This is a genomic window from Mycobacterium paraffinicum (assembly GCF_025822865.1).
Classification (GTDB): domain Bacteria; phylum Actinomycetota; class Actinomycetes; order Mycobacteriales; family Mycobacteriaceae; genus Mycobacterium; species Mycobacterium paraffinicum.
The window spans coordinates 332146-353165 of the sequence record NZ_JACKUR010000023.1; the positions used below are offsets into that span (position 1 = coordinate 332146).

The window sequence follows — 21020 nt, forward strand, 5'->3', positions numbered from 1 at the left end:
ATTCCTTTTAACTGACAGAGTTGTAATAGGGATCGTAAACGGGTGATGACCAGCGGAAGCGCAAGGGCGCGTTTGCATTTGGTCAAGCCTCGGTCACGTTTCGGCCACGGCGGTTTAGTTCGAGAATGTGGCCGTGCGCTGGGGGTTCAGCGTCGCGGGCGCAAGGCGCTGGCCTGACGAGCGGAGCAGGGTCGAGGCCTCAAGAATTCGTGCGGGACCGTCGTCATGGACTACGCGAAGCTCTCGGACCAAAACGGCTGCGCCGCTTACGAAGTGGAGTTCTCAGATGCCGACGGCATCACCCAGGCCGTGGTCATGCTGTTCGCCGACGACCTGGAAGTCGTGTGGCGACCGGCCGAAGAGGAGTCGCGCATCGCCGCGGCAAGCGGAGCCTCGTCGCAGCAGTGCTCGACGCCTATCGGCTCAGTGACCACGGACTCCTCGTTTCGGTGGCCAAGGTCCCTAGTCGATAGGCCGCCGTGTCTTCAGGCTCACGGTATCCGCTCAACGTGAAGGGGCGATGCCGATGAACAGGTTGATCGCAGGTGTCGGTGCACTACTAGCGGGCGTGGCCGTCGTTGCCGCCCCGGCGGCTCATTCCGACCCGGGATGGGTGGCCGTTGCGGCCTCCGATTCTGAGAACCACACCCACTGGAGCTGGGGTCCAGGAAGCCGAGGCGCAGCGGAAGCTCAGGCCTTAGCCGCCTGCAGAGACACGTACGGGCCAAACTGTCATGTCATCGCCTCCGGTACGCCATGCTTGGCGCTGGTAGAGGACGCCGAAGACTATCACTGGGGAATCGCTGGCAACGCCGATGACGCTATCGCGAATGCAAAAGCACGGGCCGCCGCGGGCGGGTCGACTTTCGACGGCGTCCACTGCATCTGGGACTAGCGGATAAGGGGTTCGCGGCAGGACTCCTAGAGGGGCGCCGCAACTACGCACTGCGGCCCAGCTGCTCACCCCCTGGACTATGAACTGCCGGCAGTATGCCCCAGCTCAGGTATGGAGCCGATGACGGGAATCGAACCCGCGTATTCAGCTTGGGAAGCTGATGTTCTGCCATTGAACTACATCGGCGCTGTCGACAACGAAGGCTAGCACCCGGCGGCAGATCCGTTGGGCGAGTAGTCCGTCGGGATGCGGCCAAGGCGTCGCCGCCCATCCCGGTGGGGAAATGTGCCCGGCGGGGAATGGCCGCCGACCCGCGAATTCCAGAACCGATGTTTATTCTTTCGTGATCTTGTCGTAATGTGCCTTGGGTGGGTCGGCACCGATTAGCCAAGAAGCGGCGTAAATCACCGCTGCTGCTGGCAGGGCTGCTGGCCCCCGCTGCGGCGTTCTTCGCGGCGGCGGGAGATGGCGGCCCATTTGTCCCTCGGCACGACCCCATCCCCGTTATTGGTGACACCGGTCCGTGCTGCTTAGAAATCGTCGCGGCGAAGCCGACCGCGATTGTGCTCGCGTCGGATGTGTCGCGCGGTGACGGCATGGCCGAGCCCGTCGCGGCGTCGAGATACCACACGAGATCGCGCTTCCTGCCCGCCGGGCTCGCCCCGGAACAGGGCCTGCAAGTGAGAACGATCCAGGTCTCCCGCAGCATCAGCGCGACGTTCCCCGAGATCCACGAGATCGGCGGTGTGCGGCCCGATCCGCTGCCCTGGCATCCGCTCGGTCTGGCCCTCGACGTGATGATCCCCAACCCGCAGAGCGCCGAGGGCATCGCGCTGGGCGACGAGATCGTCGCGTACGTGATGAAGAACGCGCGCCGCTTCGGGATCCAGGACGCGATCTGGCGCGGCGTCTACTACACGCCCGGCGGGGCGCAAGCCAGCAGGCTCGGTCACTATGACCACGTCCACGTCACGACCACGGGCGGCGGATATCCCAAGGGCGGGGAGATGTACCTCGCCGACTGAACGGCCGACGGCAAGCAGCGGATAGGCTCGTCGCGTGCTGCTCTCCGATCGTGATCTCAGGGCCGAAATCACCGCCGGCCGGTTGGGCATCGACCCCTACGACGACGCCTTGGTGCAGCCGTCCAGCATCGACGTCCGCCTGGACTGCATGTTCCGGGTGTTCAACAACACCCGGTACACCCACATCGACCCCGCCAAGCAGCAGGACGAGCTGACGACGTTGGTCGAACCCGTGGAGGGGGAGCCGTTCGTGCTGCACCCCGGGGAGTTCGTGCTCGGGTCCACGCTGGAGTTGTTCACCCTGCCCGAGGACCTCGCGGGCCGGCTGGAAGGCAAGTCGTCGCTGGGCCGGCTGGGCCTGCTGACGCACTCGACCGCGGGTTTCATCGATCCCGGCTTCAGCGGTCACATCACGCTGGAGCTGTCCAACGTCGCCAACCTGCCGATCACGCTGTGGCCGGGGATGAAGATCGGCCAGCTGTGCATCCTGCGGTTGACCAGTCCGGCCGAACACCCTTACGGCAGTTCCCAAGTAGGTTCGAAGTACCAGGGCCAGCGAGGACCCACGCCGTCGCGCTCCTATCAGAACTTCATAAGGACTACATAGGTTCTGAGGCGCTCCCGCGCCTGCTTTCTGCGCGATACTTAGATAGCCGTGGTTTTTTCCTCCGCCTGACCATGGTTCGTCTCGCAATACCTTTGGAGGGGTTGTCTTGGATATCGTGCTCGGGGTGTCGATGGCACCGGCATCAATCCAAATGGTTGTCCTCGAAGGCGAATACGCCGACGGTGCCACGGTGGAAGAGGACGTTTTCGACGTCGCCGCCGCCGACGAAGCGGCCACCGCCAGCGCGCCGGATCAAGTGCTCGCCGCCATCCTGGGCACCCGCGAGGGCGCGGCCGAAGCCGGCCTCGAGGTGTCGTCCATCGGCGTGACATGGACCGACCAGCTCGAAGCGGCGACACTGCACGACGCCCTGGCCGCCCACCGCGTCGAGCACGTCATGCTGGTGTCGGCCTTCCTGGCCGCGACTGCGCTCGCCCAAAATGTCGGCGGGGCAATGGGTTACGAGCGAACCGCGGTGATGTTCGTGGAGCCCGACACCGCTACGCTGGCGGTCGTCGAGACCTCCGACGGGTCCATCCCCGACGTCTACAAGCAACCGCTCTACGCCGAGTCGTATGACCAGGCGGCCGCGCAACTCGGCGGCATGATCGCCGGGCTGGAGAAGCTGGAAGCGGCGCCGGACGGCGTGCTGGTGGTGGGCTCCGGCGTGGACATCGGCCCGCTGAAGCCGGCGCTACAGACGGCGACCTCCCTGGCGGTCAGCGTGCCGGAGGAGCCGGAGACGGCGCTGGCCCGCGGCGCCGCCCTGGCGTCGGCCAACGCGCCGCTGTTCGCCTCGTCGACCGCCGCGCTGGCCTACGCGCAGGACCCCGGCACAGGTGCCGTCGACCAGCACTCGCTGCCGGAATACCTCTACGCGCCATTTGGGCCGGACTCCGGCGACGACGAGCTCGCCTACAGCGCGGTGCCGGACGAGGACGCTGACTCGCCGACCGTCGTCATCGAAAAGCTGTTCATGCCGGCAGAGAGCCAACCGCGGCGCAGGCCGGCCCTGCTGGTCGGTAGCGGGTTGGCGGTTGCCGGCATCAGCGCGGTGCTGGCGCTCGAGATCGCGTTGGCGATCGGCATCCGCGCGACGGGGACCGTCGCTTTGCAGCCCACGCCCGGCCAACACCTCATCGTCCCGACGCAGGAGCCGCCCGCCCCCGTTGAGGCGTCGGCCCCGGCGCAGAAGCTCAGCCTGCCGGAGCCCGTGGCGGCGCCCAAGCCGATGACTCCGCAGTTTGCCGCGCCGCTGCCGGCGGCGCCGCCGCCCGCCGCGCCACCGCCGCCCGCGGCGCCTCCCATGCCCGCGGCCCCCGCTCCGGCGCCGGTCCCCGTCGTGATTCCGCCGCTGGTGCCGGTTATCGTGCCGCCGCTGCGCGTGCCCAACCCGGTCGTAATAAGCCCGCCGGTCATCCAGGTTCCGCCGCGCGTGTCGCCCCCACAACCGGTATTGCCCCAGCCGCCGGTGCATGTTCCGCCACCGCAGTCGCCGCCTCACCAGACGCCTCCGGGGCAAGGCACGTCTCCGGTCCCCGAGGGCTCCGGTGGTACCACCGGTGGGCATGTTCCGCCGCCCGGCTCGGGCCCGGGCGGTTCGACTGGTGGGCATGTTCCGCCGCCCGGCTCGGGCCCGGGCGGTTCGACTGGTGGGCATGTACCGCCGCCCGGTTCGGGCCCGGGCGGTTCCACCGGCGGGCACGTGCCACCCCCCGGTTCGGGCCCCGGTGGCCTCGGTGGCGGACACGTCCCACCCCCAGGTGACAGTGGCCTGGGTGGCGGACACGTCCCACCCCCGGCCGGTGGGCCGGGTGGATTGGGTGGCGGACACGTTTCGCCCCCGGCCGGTGGGCCGGGCGGATTGGGTGGCGGACACGTTCCGACCCCGGGTTCTGGCGGCGGTGCACCCTCCGGACCTGGTGGCCTGTTCGGCGGCGGCGGCCATGGCGGTGGGCCCGTGGTCGGCGGACCGGGCGGTGGTATCGGTGCTCCCGGCGCTGGCGGCTTCGGCGGTGGCCACAGCGGCGGCGGCCTGGGTGGTGGCGGCGGCCTGGGTGGTGGCGGCGGCCTCGGTGGAGGCGGCGGCCTGGGTGGCGGCGGCGGCCACAGCAGTGGCGGATTCGGCGGCGGTGGCGGGGGCGGTGGCCACAGCGGCGGTGGCGGCGGGGGACACAAGTAGCCCCCTCGCGAGGCCCGAGCGCACCCATCTTCGCGCGCTAGGGTGGCGACTTGGGGGTGGCGCGGCCGAGCTGCGAAAGTCATCCGGCCGATTCTCGAAGTGACGAAGCCCCGGCAACGCAGGTGTCGTCGCACGGGCACGGCAATTGATTTGGAGGAGCGGTGGACGTCGTACTTGGCGTGTCCATGGCGCCTGAGACGGTCCGCATGGTGCTCGTCGAAGGCGAGGCTGCCGGTGGGGTGACCGTCGACCAGGACGACTTCCGCCTCACCGATCAGACGACAGCGGCCGCGGCGGCGGACCGCGTGGTCGCCGCGATTCTCGGCACGCGAGAGAGCGCCGCCCAGGGCGGTTATCAGCTGAAATCGAGCGGAGTGACCTGGACCGACGCGGCCGAGGCGGCCGCGCTGCGAAATGCGTTGGCGGCACGCGAAATCGAGAACGTCATGCTGGTGTCGACGGTCATGGCCGCGGCAGCACTGGCTCAGGCGGCGGGCAGCGCGACCAATTGCGCGCGTACCGCGCTGTTGCTGGTCGAGCCCAGCACCGCGACGCTGGCCGTCGTCGACACCGCTGACGGATCGGTGGCCGATGTGCGCCGGCATCCGCTGCCGAGCAGCGACGAGGCCGCGCTGGCGAAGCTGGCCGCGATGGTCTCGGGCGCCGAATCGATGAGGGCTCGCCCGGACGGGTTGTTCCTGGTGGGCTCGGACGTCGACATCCCGTACATCAAGCCCGCGCTGGAAGCGGTGACGTCGCTGTCGGTGACCACGCCCGAGGAGCCCGAGATGGCGCTGGCGCGCGGCGCATCACTGGCGGCGGCCAACGCGCAGTTGGGCGCGCCGTCGACGATCGCGATGCCCTACGCGGGGGACCCCACGGCCGACGGGCGCGAGCTGGCCTACAGCGCCGAGTCGACTACCGGGAAGTCGCGGGCGACCGCCGCCGACCGCGAGTCGGCCGCCCACTCAGGCGAGCGCCGCAGCCGCAAACCGGTGCTGGCCGTCGCCGCGGTGACGCTGATATTCGTGGGCGGCGTCGTGGCCCTCGCGGTGGCGCTGGCCGTCGACATCCGGCCGCACGCGCCGCAGCGCCCCGACATCACCCAAAACGTCGTCGGCCCGGCCAACCAGGCGCCCCCGCCGCCGGCCGCAATTTCGCCGCCTCCGGCGTCCGCCCCGCCTGCGCCGCCCGCCGCGCCGGTCTCTCCGCAACCGGGGCCCGGCCCCTCCCATGGCGAACAGTGGGACGACTGGCTCCATCGACACCTGGGACACGGTCTACCGATCCCGTAGCCGCGTCCCGGCCCCAACCGGAATGTGCCGCGAGCGCGTAAAATCGTGGGACTAGGGGAACATAGGGTGGGGACTCAGTGACCTCTGGCGTTTTCGCGGGGTGCGGCGGCCACGTCCTCACATCAGGACTAGCAATCGAACCTTGGAGGAGCTTTGGACACCGTACTTGGGGTGTCAATGGCGCCGACGGCCGTCCGAATGGTGCTGGTCGAAGGCCAGAATGGCGAAGGCGCCACCGTCGACGAAGACAACTTTGACGTTCCGCCCGAAGATGACGCCGCAACGCTCAGCGCGGCCAACCAGGTAGTCTCCGCGATCCTGGGTACGCGTCAGGGCGCGGCCGAGGGCGGCTACCAACTTGCCTCGACAGGGGTCACCTTCACCGACCCGATCGAGGCCGCCGCGCTCCGCGATGCGCTGGCCGCCCACAAGGTCGAGAACGTGATGTTGGTCTCGTCCTTCCTGGCCGCGGCCGCCCTGGCGCAAGCGGTCGGCAGCCAGACCAACTATGCGCAAACGGCGCTGCTCTACATCGAGCCCGAAACCGCGACCCTCGCGGTCGTCAACAGCGCCGACGGGTCGATCGCCGACGTCCGCCGGGAGCCGCTGCCGGCCGACGACGAGGCCGCGGTGGCCCAGCTGGCCACGATGGTTTCGCATGCCGAGACGATGGAGACCCGCCCGGACGGCGTGTTCGTCGTCGGCTCCGGCATCGACATCCCCCTGATCAAGCCCGCGCTCGAGGCGGCGACCTCGCTGCCGCTGTCGGCTCCCGAGGAGCCCGAGACGGCGCTGGCCCGAGGCGCGGCACTGGCCTCGGCGCACGCCCCGCTGTTCTCGTCTTCCACCGCGGCGCTGGCCTACGCCCAAGACCCGGGCACCGGCGCCATCAACCCCTTCGCGATCGCGCCGGGCTACTTCGACACCCCGGGAACCTTGGGCAGGGATGCGCTCGCCTACAGCGCCGTTCCTGATGACGTCGACGACCTCTACACCGGCGCGCATACCGGCGCCACCGCGCTCGTCGACGCGGGCTATCCCGAGCGCCGCTCGTTCCGGCTGGTGGGAAGCATCGTGGCGGGCGTCTTCGTCATCGGTGTGGTGGCGCTGGTCGTCTCGCTGGCGATCGCCATCCGGCCCACGGCCAACGTGCGGCCCAGTCCGAACCAGAACGTCGTCGTTGCGCCCACCCGGCCGGCGCCGGCCCCCGCGGCCCCCGCGCCTGCCGAGGCCCCGGCGCCGGCGGCTCCGGCCCCAGCTCCGGCGGCCCCGGCGCCCGCTCCCGAGGCCCAGGTGCCCGCTCCCGAGGCCCAGGTGCCCGCCCCGGCCCCTGCCCCGGCGGCGCCCGCGCCCGTTCCGGTTCCCGAGGCCCCGGCGCCTGCCCCGATTCCGGCGGCTCCGGCCCCCGCACCGCCACCCGCGGTGGTTCCGGTGCCGATCCCGCTGCCGATCCCGGGCATCGGTGGACCAATCATCGGCGGGCCGCCCGGCGGCGGCTTCGGCGGCGGTCATGGCGGCGGTGAGGAAGGGCCGCGCGGTGGCGGTGGCGGCGGGATCCCCGGCATTCCGGGCTTCGGCGGCGGCCACGGCGGTTTCGGCGGCGGTCACGGCGGGTTCGGCCGTCACTAGTCTGTTCGGGGCCACCTGTCATCTGTCGTTTGCCTCCCGCTCAGCGGGGCGATGCAATTAGCTCATGGCGACGACCTACACCGGTTATATGCGATGCACCGTCTTCGGCACCGGTTACCTGGGTGCCACCCACGCGGTCGGAATGGCGGAACTGGGACACGAGGTCGTCGGGGTCGACATCGACCCGGGCAAGGTCGCCAAGCTCGCCGGCGGTGACATTCCCTTCTACGAGCCCGGCCTGCGCAAGCTGCTGACGAAGAACCTGGCAACGGGGCGACTGCGGTTCACCACCGACTACGACATGGCGGCCGAGTTCGCCGACGTGCATTTCCTCGGGGTGGGCACGCCACAGAAGAAGGGCGAGTACGGGGCCGACCTGCGCCACGTCTACGCCGTCATCGACGCGCTGGTGCCGCGGCTGACGAAATCGTCGGTGCTCGTTGGGAAATCGACCGTTCCGGTGGGAACCGCGGCCGAGCTGGACAACCGGGCCGCCGCGTTGGCGCCACGCGGGGTCGACGTCGAGATCGCCTGGAACCCCGAGTTTCTGCGCGAGGGCTACGCGGTGCACGACACCCTGCATCCGGACCGCATCGTCCTTGGGGTACAACAGGATTCGACACGGGCCGAGACGGCGGTCCGCGAACTCTACGGCCCCCTGCTCGCCGAGGGCGTGCCTTTCCTGCTGACGGACCTGCAGACCGCGGAGCTGGTCAAGGTTTCCGCCAACGCCTTTCTGGCGACGAAGATTTCGTTCATCAACGCCATCTCCGAGGTATGCGAGGCCGCCGGCGCCGACGTCAGCGTGCTGGCCGACGCGCTCGGTTACGATCCCCGCATCGGCCGCCAATTCCTCAACGCCGGTTTGGGTTTCGGCGGCGGCTGCCTGCCCAAAGACATCCGCGCCTTCATGGCCCGCGCCGGCGAACTGGGAGCCGACCAGGCGCTGACCTTCCTGCGCGAGGTCGACAGCATCAACATGCGGCGGCGCACCCGGATGGTGGAACTCGCCAGCGCGGCCTGCGGTGGTTCGCTGCTGGGCGCGAACATCGCCGTGCTCGGCGCGGCGTTCAAGCCCGAATCCGACGACGTGCGCGACTCGCCCGCGCTCAACGTCGCGGGCCAGCTGCAGCTCAACGGCGCCGCGGTCAACGTGTACGACCCCAAGGCGCTGGACAACGCGCAGCGGCTGTTCCCGACGCTGAATTACGCGGTCTCGGTTGAGGAGGCGTGTGATCGCGCCGACGCGGTGCTCGTCCTCACCGAGTGGCGCCAATTCATCGACCTCGACCCCGACGACCTGGCCGACCGCGTGCGCTCCCGGGTCATCGTCGACGGCCGCAATTGCCTCGATGCCGCCCGCTGGAAGCAGGCGGGCTGGCGGTTGTTCAGGCTGGGCGCGCCACGGCCCTGAGGCCAATTGCCCCGACTGTCACGCCAGCGTGACAGTGACCGGCGAACGCCACGCCAGCGTGACGCTCGGCGCGAAACGCCGGCGAGTAGCCTGACCCGCGTGGACTATGCCGGTGCATTCCTGGAAGAGAACCGCGCATTTTCGGAGCTTTTCCGCGATGCCGACCAGTCCGGGCCCGTGCCGACCTGCCCGGGATGGAACCTGGGCCAGCTCCTGCGCCACGTGGGCCGGGGCGACCGCTGGGCGGCGCAGATCGTGCGCGACCGGCTCGAGGAGTTCCTCGACCCCCGATCCGTCGAGGGCGGCAAGCCGCCACCCGATCCCGCCGACGCGATTTCCTGGCTACACGGCGGCGCGCAGCGGCTGGTCGACGCCGTCGAGCTGACGGGGGTGGAAACCCCGGTGTGGACCTTTCTCGGCTCCCGGCCGGCGAACTGGTGGGTCCGCCGCCGCCTGCACGAGGTGGCGGTGCATCGGGCCGACGCGGCCATCGCGCTGGGCGCCGGATTCACGCTGGATGCCGACCTGGCCGCCGACGCGATCACCGAATGGCTCGAGCGCGTCGCGATCCAGGCCGGCGGCGACGGCGCGGCGCTCCCGCTCGAGGCCGGAAACACCCTGCACCTGCATGCCACCGACCCCGGGCTCGGCGAAGCCGGCGAGTGGACCATCAGCGTCGACGAGGGCCGGATCACCTGGTCACACGAGCACGGCAAGGGCACCGCGGCGTTGCGGGGCGGCGCGACCGAGCTGCTGCTGGCCATCCTGCGCCGGGTGCCGCTCGCCGACACGGGCATTCAGTTGTTCGGCGACGAGGCGGTGTGGCAGAACTGGCTGGACCGCACCCCGCTCTAGCCACGGCGGCGGGGCACACACGGTAACTTGCAACACATGACCACTTCGGAGATCGCCACCGTCCTGGCATGGCACGACGCGCTCAACTCCGCCGACCTGGAAACGCTGGTCGCGTTGTCCAGCGACGACATCGAGATCGGCGACGCGCATGGGGCCGCGCAGGGGCACGAGGCGCTGCGCGGGTGGGCCGCGTCCCGCCACGCGACGGCCGAACTCGGCCGGATGTACGTGCACGACGGGGTTGTCGTCGTCGAGCAGAAGGTCAGCGCCCCGGACAATCCCGGGGCCGTGACAACCGCCGCGTCGGCATTCCGCGTGGTCCACGACCACGTCACGTCCGTGTTCCGGCACGACGACCTGGCGTCGGCGCTGGCGGCCACCGAACTCACCGAAAACGACCTGGTCAACTAAGCGTGGAATAGGGGAGCCACTCATGCGCGGGATCATCTTGGCCGGCGGCTCGGGCACTCGCCTGCATCCGATCACCGTGGGCATCAGTAAGCAGCTGCTTCCGGTGTACGACAAACCGATGGTCTACTACCCGCTGTCCACCCTGATGATGGCGGGAATCCAGGACATTCTGGTGATCACCACCCCGCACGACGCGGCGGGCTTTCAGCGGCTCCTGGGTGACGGCTCGCAATTCGGGATCAGCATCAGCTACGTAACACAGCAGAGTCCCGACGGTCTGGCCCAGGCCTTTGTCCTGGGCGCCGATCACATCGGCAACGACTCGGTGTCGTTGGTGCTGGGCGACAACATCTTCTACGGCCCGGGGCTGGGCACCAGCCTGAGCCGCTTCCAAAACATCAGCGGCGGAGCGGTTTTCGCCTACTGGGTGGCCAACCCGTCGGAGTACGGCGTCGTCGAGTTCAGTGACGACGGCACGGCACTGTCGCTGGAGGAGAAACCCAAGACGCCGAAGTCCAACTACGCGGTGCCGGGCTTGTACTTCTACGACAACGACGTGATCGAGATCGCCAAGGGCCTGAAGAAATCGGCGCGCGGTGAATACGAGATCACCGAGGTCAACCAGATCTATCTCAACCGAGGCCGGCTCTCGGTCGAGGTGATGGCCCGCGGAACGGCGTGGCTGGACACCGGCACGTTCGATTCCCTGCTGGACGCCAGCGACTTCGTGCGCACGCTGGAACGACGGCAGGGCCTGAAGGTCAGCGTTCCCGAGGAAGTGGCATGGCAGCAGGGCTGGATCACCGACGAGCAGTTGGCCGAGCGCGCCCGCACCCTGCTCAAGTCCGGCTACGGCGGCTATCTGCTGGATCTGTTGGAGCGGAGCCGATTTCACTAGGTTTTGCCAGGGCCGCGGCGATCGCCGTCGTCAGCGGCACCGACAGCGCCAGCGCGATACCGCCGACCGCTGACTGCGCGATCTCGATGGCCACACTCTCGCTGGTCAGCACGTCGGTCAACGAGCGATTGGCCACGCTGAACAGCAGCAGTAGCGGCAGCGAACTGCCGGCGTAGGCCAGCACCAGCGTGTATACCGTGCTGGCGATGTGATCGCGTCCAACGCGAATGGCGCCCAAAAAGATCGCGCGTCGCGAGCCACCGAGGTGGGCGAGCTCGAACACCGTCGACGCCTGCGTCACCGTCACATCGTTGAGCACGCCGAGCGAGCCGATGATGAATCCGGCGAGCAGCAGGCCGCTGATCGACACGTTGCCCAGGTACGCGCTGACGGTGGCGTTCTGGTCATCCGACAACCCGGTTAGATGGGCCAGTTGTATTGCCGCCCAGGACAATCCCGCGGCCAGCAGCAGCGCCGTCAGGGTGCCCAGCAGTGCCGCGCTGGTCCGCAGGCTCACGCCGTGCGCCAGGTAGATGACCGCGTAGAGGATGGCCGCCGCGGCCACCAGGGCCACCGGAACCGCGGGTGCGCCGTCACGCAACGCGGGCAGCAAGAACGCCACCAGCACCACGAATGCGACCCCGATGCCCACCAGCGCCAGTAGTCCCCGCCAGCGCGCCACGGCGACGATCACCACCGCGAACGCGATGGCAAGCGCGACCAACGACCAGCCACGTTCGAAGTCGTAGAAGGCGTAGCTGGTGGCGCCTTGATCATCGACCTGCCGGACGAGCCGAATATGGTCTCCCACCGCGAATTTCGGCTGGCCCGGGCCGGGGGAGGACTCCAGCAACGTGTTGGCGCCCGCGTTGGGCCCGGAATCGATGGCCACCTGGGTCAGCACGCACCGCCCCGCGCCCGGCGGTGCCGGCTGCGGCGCGGTGGTGAGCACCTGGCTGACCGACGGGCTGCCGCAGTCACCCACGCCGCTGGACAGCACGTGCCCGGCCTGCGTGCTCACCGCGCCGCCGGCCGCGTTTTGGAAGGGCATGGGGATGGCGACGTGCTGCCGGCTGGGCCACAGCGCGATGGCGCCACCCAGGACCGCCACCCCGATCGCCACCAGCAGCCCGACGACGATCCTGGCGGGCAGCGACTCAACCGGGGCGGGTCCGGACAGGCTGTGCGAATGCGAGTGCGAGTGCGTCACCCGGTCCACCGTAGAGGCGGCGGCTGCGAAGATGCTTACTGGCGATAGCCGACCAGGAAGTTGCCCAGCCGCTCGATCGCCGCGGCCAGGTCGCGGGCCCACGGCAGCGTCACGATGCGCAGGTGATCCGGTGCCGGCCAATTGAATCCGGTGCCCTGGGTGACCAGGATCTTCTCCTGCAGCAGCAGGTCGAGGACGAGCTGTTCGTCGTCGGTGATGTCGTAGACCTCGGGGTCCAGCCGGGGGAAGGCGTACAGCGCGCCCTCGGGTTTGACGCAGGACACCCCGGGAATCTCGTTGAGTTTCTCCCAGGCGACGTCGCGCTGCTCGAGCAGCCGCCCGCCGGGCAGCACCAGGTCTTCGATGCTCTGGTGGCCACCGAGGGCTACCTGGATCCCGTGCTGGGCCGGGACGTTGGGGCATAGCCGCATGTTGGCCAGCAGGTTGATGCCCTCGATGAAACTCTCGGCGTGGTCCTTGGGGCCGGTGATCGCCAGCCATCCCGCGCGGTAGCCGGCAACCCGGTAGGCCTTGGACAGCCCGTTGAACGTGAGGCACAACATGTCGTGGGCCAGCGAGGCCACGTTGATGTGCTTGGCGTCGTCGTAGAGGATCTTGTCGTAGATCTCGTCGGCGAGCAGCAGCAGTTCGTGCTTGCGCGCCAGTTCCACCATCTGGGTGAGGACCTCGCGGCTGTAGACCGCGCCGGTCGGGTTGTTGGGGTTGATGATGACCAGCGCCTTGGTGCGCTCGGTGATCTTGGACTCCAGGTCGGCGATGTCGGGCTGCCACGCCTGCGTCTCGTCGCACAGGTAGTGCACGGGCGTGCCACCGGCCAGCGACGTCGACGCCGTCCACAGCGGGTAGTCCGGCGACGGGATCAACACCTCGTCGCCGTTGTCGAGCAGGGCCTGCAGCGTCATCGTGATCAGCTCGGAGCACCCGTTGCCCAGGTAGACGTCGTCGACGTCGAAGCGGGGGAAGCCCTCGACCAACTCGTAGCGGGTGACCACCGCGCGGCGCGCGGGCAGGATGCCCTGCGAATCGGAGTAGCCCTGCGCGTACGGCAGCGCCTGGATCATGTCGCGCATGATCACGTCGGGCGCCTCGAAGCCGAACGGCGCCGGGTTGCCGATGTTGAGCTTGAGGATGCGGTGTCCTTCGGCCTCCAGCCGCGCGGCATGCTGGTGCACCGGGCCGCGGATCTCGTACAGAACGCCCTGGAGCTTGGACGACTGCGCGAAGACACGCTGCCGGTGGTGAGCGGAAGCGTTCAGGGGCAGCTGGTGAGTGGTCACGTCATCAATGGTGCCACTTGTGTCCACCGAAATTTGCTGTCAAGCCGCAAAATCCCAGGTCAGCGCTTGCCCGGCGGACGGGCCCCACGCGCGATACCCAGCCCCTTCACCGGCGGGCCCGACGGTGCGTCGGCGCCGTCGGTCTCCTTTGCCGGCTCCGCTTTCGGCGCCGGCTCGGGCTCGGCTTCATCGGGCTGGGCCTCCGCCTTGGGTGCCTGGGCGGCCGGCGCGGCCTTCTTGGCGCCGGGTCGTTTCGCCCCGGCGGCGATGCCCAGGCCCTTGACCGGCGCCGCGGGCGCCTTGTCGCCCGGCTCGTCCTGGGCCTCGTCGGCGGCCGGTTCGGCCTTCGGCGCGGCCTCGGCCTTGGGTGCCTCGGCGGCCGGCGCGGCCTTCTTGGCGCCGGGTCGCTTGGCCCCGGCGGCGAGGCCCAATCCCTTGGCCGGGGGCGCCGCGGGAGACTCCGCGGGCGCCTCCGTCTTGGCTTCGGCCTGGGCCGGCGCCGCCTTCTTGGCGCCGGGCTTCTTGGCGCCGCCGGCGATGCCCAGCCCCTTGGCGGGCGCGGCGGGCGCTGCGGGCGCGGAGGCCTCGGCCTTACCGTCGGCGGCGGGCTCGGCCGCCTTCTTTCCGGGCTTCTTGGCGCCGCCGGCGATGCCCAGCCCCTTGACGGGCGCCGCGGGCGCGGCCTCGGACTTGGGCGCGGCCTCGGCGGGTGCCTCCTCGGTCTCCTCGGCCGGTGCCTCGACGGTGGCGGTGGCCTTGGGTGCCTGGGCCGCCCGCTTCTCCGCCTCCTTGGCGGCCGTGCCCTTTTCCGGCAGCGTCGCCTTGTCGTATTCGAGGGACCCGAGCAGCACCTGGGCGACGTCGAGCACCTCGACCCCGCTGCGGCCGGCCTCTTCCTGCCGGTCGTTGACGCCGTCGGTGACCATCACCCGGCAGAACGGGCATCCGGTCGCGATGGTGGCGGCCCCGGTGGCCAGTGCCTCGTCGACGCGTTCGTGGTTGATCCGCTTGCCGATGTGCTCTTCCATCCACATCCGCGCCCCGCCCGCGCCGCAGCAGAAGCTGCGCTCCGCGTGGCGCGGCATCTCGGTGAGCGTCGCACCCGCGGCCCCGATCAGCTCGCGCGGCGCCTCGTAGACCTTGTTGTGCCGCCCCAGGTAGCAGGGGTCGTGGTAGGTGATGTCTTGGGAGACAGGAGTCACCGGCACCAGCTTGTTGTCGCGGATCAGCCGGTTCAACAGCTGCGTGTGGTGCAGCACCGAGTAGTTCGAGCCCAGCTGCCGGTATTCGCGGCCGAGGGTGTTGAAGCAGTGCGGGCAGGTGACGACGATCTTGCGGTCGACGGTCTCCACGCCCTCGAACACCCCGTCCAGGGTCTCGACGGCCTGGGCGGCCAGCTGCTGGAAGAGGAACTCGTTGCCCGAGCGGCGCGCGGAGTCGCCGTTGCAGGTCTCGCCGGTGCCCAGCACCAGGTACTTCACCCCGGCGACGGCCAGCAGTTCCGCGACGGCCTTGGTGGTCTTCTTGGCCTTGTCGTCGTAGGCGCCGGCGCAGCCGACCCAGAACAGGTACTCGAAGCCGTCGAAGCTGTCCACGTCCTCGCCGTAGACGGGAACGTCGAAGTCCACCTCGTCGATCCAGTTGGTCCGGTCGGACGCGTTCTGGCCCCAGGGGTTGGACTTGGTTTCCAGGTTCTTGAACAGCACCGACAGTTCCGAGGGGAACTCCGATTCCATCATCACCTGGTAGCGGCGCATGTCGATGATGTGGTCGACGTGCTCGATGTCCACCGGGCATTGCTCGACGCACGCGCCGCAGGACACACAGGACCACAGCACGTCGGGGTCGATGACGCCGCCCTGTTCGGCGGTGCCGACCAGCGGGCGGGTGGCCTGCTCCGGGCCGGAGCCCATGATGCGGCCGAAGCCCGACTCCGGGACGTGGTGCGCCTCGGCGTGCTTCTCGCCGGCCAGTTCCTCGCCGATCCCGCCCTCCGGGGTGTTCTCGGCGGGCGATTCCTTGTCCCCGAGGATGTAGGGCGCCTTGGCCATCCAGTGGTCGCGCAGGTCCATGATGACGAGCTTGGGAGACAGCGGCTTGCCGGTGTTCCACGCCGGGCACTGCGACTGGCAGCGACCGCATTCGGTGCAGGTGGCGAAGTCCAGCATGGCCTTCCAGCTGAAGTCCTCGATCTTGCCGCGGCCGAATTCGGCGTCGTCGGGCGGGTTTTCGAAGTCGATCGGCTTGCCGTCGGCCTCGATCGGCAGCAGCGGGCCCAGCCCGTCGGGCAGCCGCTTGAAGATGACGTTGATCGGCGCCGTGAAGATGTGCAGGTGCTTGGAGTGCAGCACGATGATGAGGAAGCCCAGCATGACGGCGATGTGCAGCAGCAGGGCCGTGGTCTCGATGATCTCGTTGGCCGGCTGGCCTAGCGGGCGCAGGATCGCCCCGAAGAGCTGAGACAGGAAGGCGCCGTTGCCGTAGGGCAGCGTGCCGTTGTTGACCGCCGACCCGCGGACCAGGACGTAGGTCCAGATGACGTTGAAGATCATGAACAGCACCAGCCACGCGCCGCCGGTGTGTGAGCCATAGAACCGTGACGAGCGGCCGATCTCGCGCGGGCTGCGCATCAGCCGAATGATGGCGAACGTGGTGATGCCGAGGAAGACGGCGGTCGCGAAGAAGTCCTGCAGGAAGCCCAGCGCGTCCCAGCGTCCGATGATCGGGATGTGGAAGTTGTCCTGGAACAGCAGGCCGTAGGCCTCGATGTAAACCGTGAGCAGGATGAAGAAGCCCCACATGGTGAAGAAGTGCGCCAGGCCGGGGATCGACCATTTGAGCAGTCGGCGCTGCCCGAAGACCTCGGAGAGCTCGGCCCAGATTCGTTTGCCGGGCTCGTCGGTGTGACCGGGAGCGGGCTTTCCGGACGTGATCAGCTTGAACAGCCACAGGATCCGTCGTCCGGCGAGCGCGGCCACGACCAGCGTCATGCCCATGCCCACGATGAGTCTGATCAGCATCTGCGTGGTCACAGAAGGTCTCCCCAATGCATCTTTGAATCAGCCTGCGAATTGTTTGCCTGCTTAGCCCTGCTCATAGTTACATCTCCGCAGCTTTCGCCGCGAGAAAGGCTGCCCTAACTTAGAAGTCCGCCGGTGTCCGTGGCCTGCGTTGTTAGCGAGGCCGGTGTGACCCTCATCGCCGTGACCGGCCGCGTCAGCCCCGCGGTACGAAGGGGGGCAGGAGCGGCCGGAACCGGGTCGTCGTGGGGGGCGCGGCCGTGGTGGTCGCCTGCGACGTCGTGGGCGGCGCGGTGGTCGTCGTCGGCGGGGGCGTCGTCGTCGTGGTGGTCGGCGGCGGCGTCGTGGTGGTGGTGGTCGGCGGCTCGGTGGTCGTGGTGGTCGGCGGCTGCTCGGACGACGACGACGGCGGCGGGGGTGGCGGCGGGAGGACCGTCTCGGTGGTGCTGCCGTTCGGCTGGGTGATGGTCACGGTTTGCGACGTTTGCGGGGGCGCCGGCGTGGTCGGCGGGGTGGTGTTCACCGGGTGGGACTTGGGGCGGCCGAGGGTCAGGGCCAGCACGATGGCTACCAGCACCGCCGCGGCCGCCCCCGCCACCAGCAGGACCAGCGCGGTGCGTTTGTACCAGGGCAGCGGGCCTTCTTCCGCGGCGTAGCGATCGCCGTCCGCGTAGCCCGAATCCGTTGCCTCCCGGGAATACTCGCCCGTGGCGTCGCGGCCGGTGTAGGGCACCGGCTCGTCGCCGCCGTCGACGTCCTGGGACCAGGCCAGGGCGCCGTCCACATCGGTGGCCTGGGCGGCCGACGCGGCCTGGGTCATGTCGATGCCGGCGGTGCCGACCATCTCGGTGGGCGTTTCCACGACGGCGCCCGCGGCGGTCGGAACGCCGGCCGACGTCTGCTGCTCACCGAGTGCCGCCGCTCCGATGGCGGCGCTGACGGCGGGCTGCGGTGGGGCGAGCACCGGCACCTGAAAACGCTCCGACAACCGCGCGGCGAGCAGCGGGATGCCGGCGCCGCCGCCGACCGCCGCCACGGCGGCCAGCCTGCCCCTCGCAATCCCGTTGCGGCGCAACGCTTCTTCCAGAGTGCCCAAGAATCGATCCAGCGGTTCGGCGATCAGCTGCTCCAGCTCGGCGCGGGACAGCTGCGCGTTCGCACCCGGAGCCAGCGCGACGGAGGCGGTCGCAGCGGTCGACAGTTGCTCCTTGGCGCGCCGGCATTCACCGAGCAGGCGGCTCTGCGAGCCCATCCGCACGGTGCTGCCCAGGTCGGCCATGGTGTCGTCGGAGGCCCGCAGGCGGCCGAGCACGAGCTGATCGATCGCGTCGCCGGAGAAATCGGCGGATCGCACCGTCGGGCCGACGCGGGTGAAGTTGGACCCGGCGTCCATCAGGGTGACGCTGGTGCCGCTGGCTCCGAAATCGCACAGCGCGACGACACCGGCGGTCGGGAATCCCGGCCTGCCGCGCAGCGCAGCGAGCGCGGCGGTGGCGTCGGACACCAGCACCGGCGCCACACCACCGCGGGCGAGATCGGGCTGGGCGAAGAATTCCTCACGCAGCGCGGTGAACTGGGCGTCGGACCAGTACGCGGGGACGGCAATGGTGATCGGGGTGCCGTAACCGACGGTGCGCGCCATGGCCTCGATCGCCTCGACCGTCAGCACCTCCCCGAGGTACTTCGTCCCGTCGGCAGCCACCAGGGGGGACCGGTCGCCGACGCGCTCGACGAATCCGCGCAGCACCATCCCGTTTTGGGTCAGGTTCGGGTTTTCCTCCGGCAGGCCAACTTCGGTCGGCCGGCTTTCGAAGAGCGTCAATACGGCGCTGCGGACCACCGGCGGCCTGCCCGCGCGGGCAGCCACCAGGTTGGCCGCCCCAATCGACAGCCCGAGCGACTCGCTCATGCCCCGCACCCCACTTCCGATCGCCCGGTGGTCCTCACCCTAGCGGCCGACGGGGTCAGCGCAGGCCCGGCGGGACCGTGATCGCCGTGGGCACCCCCGGAATCGTGATCACCGAGGGCACCTGCGGCAGGTGATGCTTATGCGTTGGTTCTTGCTGACTCGGCTGGCGCGTGGGCTGCTGGGTCGGCTGCTGTGCCGGCGCCTCGACGGCGCTGCTGGTGGTCGGCGTCGTGGTGGTGGTCGGCGCGGTCGTGGGGGTGGTGGTCGTCGTGCTCGTGCGGCTGGTGCTCGGGGACGGGCTGGTGCCTTGTCCACCCTGCAGCAGCTCGGTGATGCCGTACACGATCAGCGCGATCAGGATCGCGACGAACGCCAGCCAGGCGATGAGCAGCGGGGGCTTGCGATACCACGGAGTGGGCCCGGCCTCCAGGTCGTCGAACGCTTCGGGCTGCTCGAACCCCGCGGGCGGGTTCGCCGGGGGTTCGCCGGTGGTCGGCTGCTCAGCGACGCCGTAGTCGGCATGCCGGGTCGCCTGTTCGTGGAAGTCTTCGGGTGGGCCGTTGCGTGCCACGGCACCGATGGTACTGACACCGCCTGCCAGCCTCCTGAGCGCGCCTTCAGAACGTGTTGACCTTGTCGAGCGCGTCCCGGACGCGTCCCCGCGCCCGGCCGAGCCGGGCGGCGGCCTCGGCCGCGTCGACGCCGGCGAGCAACGCGACGATCGCGGTCTTGGCATGACCGCCCGCGGCGGCGAGCGCGGCGGCCGCGGTTTCCTCGTCCACGCCGGCCGCGTCGCGCACGATGCGCACCGCGCGGCGGCGCAGCTTCGCGTTGGTCGCGCGCACGTCGACCATCCGCGGTCCGTAGGCCTTGCCGAGCGCGATCATCACGCTCGTCGAGAGCGCGTTGAGTACGACCTTCTGCGCCGTTCCCGCGGTCAGCCGGGTGGATCCGGCGAGAACCTCAGGGCCGGTGAGCAATTCGATCACCACATCGGCAGCTGCCGCGCTGCCCGAGTTGTTGACGATCGCGACCGTCAGCGCGCCCGCCGCCCGCGCATGCTCGAGCGCCCCGAGCACATACGGCGTGCGGCCCGACGCCGTGATCCCGACGAGTGCGTCGGCGGCGGTCAGGTCGGCGAGATCGGTTGGCTCAAAGGCGTCTTCGGCGCCCTCGATCGCCTCGGTCAGCGCCGCCGGCCCGCCGGCGATCACACCGCGCACAAGGTCGGTGTCGAACGTGGGCGCGCACTCGGCCGCGTCGAGCACACCGAGCCGCCCGGGGGTTCCGGCACCGGCGTAGATCAGCCGGCCGCCGTGCGCGAGCCGCGCGGCGATCGCCTCGGCCGCCGCCACGATCCGCGGGACCGCCGCCGCCACCGCGGCATGCGCCTCGCCTTCGGCGGCGACGAGCAGCGCGACGACCTCCCCGATGGGCCGCGCGTCGAGGTCGTGCAGGCCCGGACGCTCGGCTTCGGTGGCGAGCGCGTCGAGTCCTTGCGCGGCAGAGGTTTTCGGTGCCGCCTGCACGCGGATCACGTGCGGCTCGTGGATCGCCCCCAGCCGCAGCGCCCCGTCGAGCGGATCGGCGGCGGCGGGGACGAGGTCGAGCTTCCCGCGCAGCGCTTTGAACCCGGCCAGGCCGCCGACCATCGCGACCGGGCCATCCCCTGCCGCGCGAGCGGTCGCGGCGAGCGCCTCTGCCGCCGCGCCGACGATCGCCAGGGCGGCGGCGTCGCCCTGCGCAGCGAGGACGTCGGGTGCGAAGGACGCGAGCCCGGCGGCATCGGTGAGTTGGGCGGGCCAGGTCTCCGGCGCGCCGAAGCGGGCGCGGGCGGCGTCGAGCAGCGTGGTGGACGGGCCGCGGCCGTCGTGCGCGCGCAGCGCCGCGCGCAGACCGGCGGCGCCGATCCACGCGCCGCCGCCCTCGTCGCCCAGCCACGGCCCCCAGCCGTCGGCAGTCCGCAGCGCGCCGTCCGCGTCGATCGCGAGCGCCACGACGCCGGTGCCCGCGATCAGCACCACGCCCGGCTCCCCGTCCAGCGCGCCGGCATGCGCGATCACGGCGTCACTGGTCACCGCGATGCGCTCGGCCCGCAGCGAGGCCAGCAGCGCATCGCCCAGCGCACGCGCCGAATCCGGGGCCGCCAGCGCGCCGGCGGCGCCCACGATCACCTCGTCGACCGCGCCGAGCCGGCGTGCTAATTGGTTGGCCAAGTTCACGATCGCCGCCTCCGCGGCCCGCACGCCGCCGGGCGCCGCGAGCCCCGGCGCGCCCGGCCCCGCAGCCCTGCGGCCGCATGCCGACGCCCGGCACGACGTCTTACCCAAGTCGACGGCGAGGATCACCGCACCCATCCTTTATCGGAGCGG

At 70.1% G+C, this 21020-nt stretch carries 16 protein-coding genes, 1 tRNA gene and 2 pseudogenes; 11 read left to right on the top strand and 8 right to left on the bottom strand.

Features of this window, described 5'->3' with window-relative positions; all coding sequences use genetic code 11:
* Positions 1-219 precede the first annotated feature (219 nt).
* Positions 220-513, top strand: a pseudogene (locus tag H7J89_RS13760) (hypothetical protein); the annotation flags it as partial.
* Positions 514-526: 13 nt separating this feature from the next.
* A complete protein-coding gene (locus H7J89_RS25915) occupies positions 527-895 on the top strand; it encodes a DUF4189 domain-containing protein (RefSeq protein WP_372513774.1) in 369 nt (122 codons plus the stop codon).
* Positions 896-1007: 112 nt separating this feature from the next.
* Here the strand turns inward: H7J89_RS25915 and H7J89_RS13765 are convergent.
* Positions 1008-1081 (bottom strand) — tRNA-Gly (locus tag H7J89_RS13765).
* 182 nt (positions 1082-1263) lie between these two features.
* Here H7J89_RS13765 and H7J89_RS13770 point away from each other — a divergent pair.
* The 9 genes from H7J89_RS13770 (at position 1264) to rfbA (ending at position 11211) form a co-directional block, all read left to right on the top strand.
* Entirely contained in the window at positions 1264-1920 is a 657-nt protein-coding gene (locus tag H7J89_RS13770; RefSeq protein WP_264044234.1) for a VldE C-terminal domain-containing protein, read from the top strand.
* Positions 1921-1954: 34 nt separating this feature from the next.
* On the top strand, positions 1955-2527 hold the full coding sequence (gene dcd / locus H7J89_RS13775; RefSeq protein ID WP_067745530.1) for a dCTP deaminase: 573 nt from the start codon (positions 1955-1957) through the stop codon (positions 2525-2527).
* A 130-nt stretch (positions 2528-2657) separates the two neighbouring features.
* Positions 2658-4709, top strand: coding sequence for a DUF7159 family protein (locus H7J89_RS13780; protein ID WP_264044235.1), 2052 nt, complete (start codon positions 2658-2660; stop codon positions 4707-4709).
* A gap of 161 nt (positions 4710-4870) precedes the next feature.
* The gene (locus H7J89_RS13785) at positions 4871-6004 is read left to right on the top strand and encodes a DUF7159 family protein (RefSeq protein WP_264044236.1); all 1134 of its coding nucleotides are present in this window, start codon (positions 4871-4873) and stop codon (positions 6002-6004) included.
* 153 nt (positions 6005-6157) lie between these two features.
* On the top strand, positions 6158-7633 hold the full coding sequence (locus H7J89_RS13790) for a DUF7159 family protein (RefSeq protein ID WP_425563452.1): 1476 nt from the start codon (positions 6158-6160) through the stop codon (positions 7631-7633).
* Positions 7634-7721: 88 nt separating this feature from the next.
* Positions 7722-9047 carry a UDP-glucose dehydrogenase family protein gene (locus H7J89_RS13795; RefSeq protein ID WP_264044282.1) on the top strand — a complete coding sequence of 442 codons (1326 nt, stop codon included), beginning with the start codon at positions 7722-7724 and terminating at the stop codon, positions 9045-9047.
* A gap of 99 nt (positions 9048-9146) precedes the next feature.
* The gene (locus H7J89_RS13800; RefSeq protein WP_264044238.1) at positions 9147-9902 is read left to right on the top strand and encodes a maleylpyruvate isomerase family mycothiol-dependent enzyme; all 756 of its coding nucleotides are present in this window, start codon (positions 9147-9149) and stop codon (positions 9900-9902) included.
* A gap of 36 nt (positions 9903-9938) precedes the next feature.
* A complete protein-coding gene (locus tag H7J89_RS13805) occupies positions 9939-10313 on the top strand; it encodes a nuclear transport factor 2 family protein (RefSeq protein ID WP_264044239.1) in 375 nt (124 codons plus the stop codon).
* Positions 10314-10335: 22 nt separating this feature from the next.
* Entirely contained in the window at positions 10336-11211 is an 876-nt protein-coding gene (gene rfbA, locus H7J89_RS13810; RefSeq protein ID WP_264044240.1) for a glucose-1-phosphate thymidylyltransferase RfbA, read from the top strand.
* Here rfbA and H7J89_RS13815 read toward each other — a convergent pair.
* The 7 genes and pseudogenes from H7J89_RS13815 to H7J89_RS25925 form a co-directional block, all read right to left on the bottom strand.
* Positions 11153-12430 carry a YibE/F family protein gene (locus H7J89_RS13815; RefSeq protein WP_264044241.1) on the bottom strand — a complete coding sequence of 426 codons (1278 nt, stop codon included), beginning with the start codon at positions 12428-12430 and terminating at the stop codon, positions 11153-11155. The two genes, rfbA and H7J89_RS13815, sit on opposite strands and share 59 nt — an antisense overlap.
* A 26-nt stretch (positions 12431-12456) precedes the next feature.
* Positions 12457-13746 carry a pyridoxal phosphate-dependent aminotransferase gene (locus H7J89_RS13820; protein WP_067212665.1) on the bottom strand — a complete coding sequence of 430 codons (1290 nt, stop codon included), beginning with the start codon at positions 13744-13746 and terminating at the stop codon, positions 12457-12459.
* Positions 13747-13778: 32 nt separating this feature from the next.
* Positions 13779-16751, bottom strand: a complete 2973-nt coding sequence (locus tag H7J89_RS13825; RefSeq protein ID WP_264044242.1) for a (Fe-S)-binding protein — start codon at positions 16749-16751, stop codon at positions 13779-13781.
* A gap of 184 nt (positions 16752-16935) precedes the next feature.
* Complete coding sequence (locus H7J89_RS13830) at positions 16936-18648, bottom strand: Hsp70 family protein (RefSeq protein WP_264044243.1); 1713 nt, start codon at positions 18646-18648, stop codon at positions 16936-16938.
* A gap of 55 nt (positions 18649-18703) precedes the next feature.
* Positions 18704-19219, bottom strand: a complete 516-nt coding sequence (locus tag H7J89_RS13835) for a hypothetical protein (protein ID WP_264044244.1) — start codon at positions 19217-19219, stop codon at positions 18704-18706.
* 46 nt (positions 19220-19265) lie between these two features.
* Complete coding sequence (murQ, locus tag H7J89_RS25920; RefSeq protein ID WP_372513777.1) at positions 19266-20177, bottom strand: N-acetylmuramic acid 6-phosphate etherase; 912 nt, start codon at positions 20175-20177, stop codon at positions 19266-19268.
* A 138-nt stretch (positions 20178-20315) separates the two neighbouring features.
* A pseudogene (locus H7J89_RS25925) lies at positions 20316-21005 on the bottom strand (BadF/BadG/BcrA/BcrD ATPase family protein); the annotation flags it as partial.
* Positions 21006-21020: the final 15 nt, after the last annotated feature.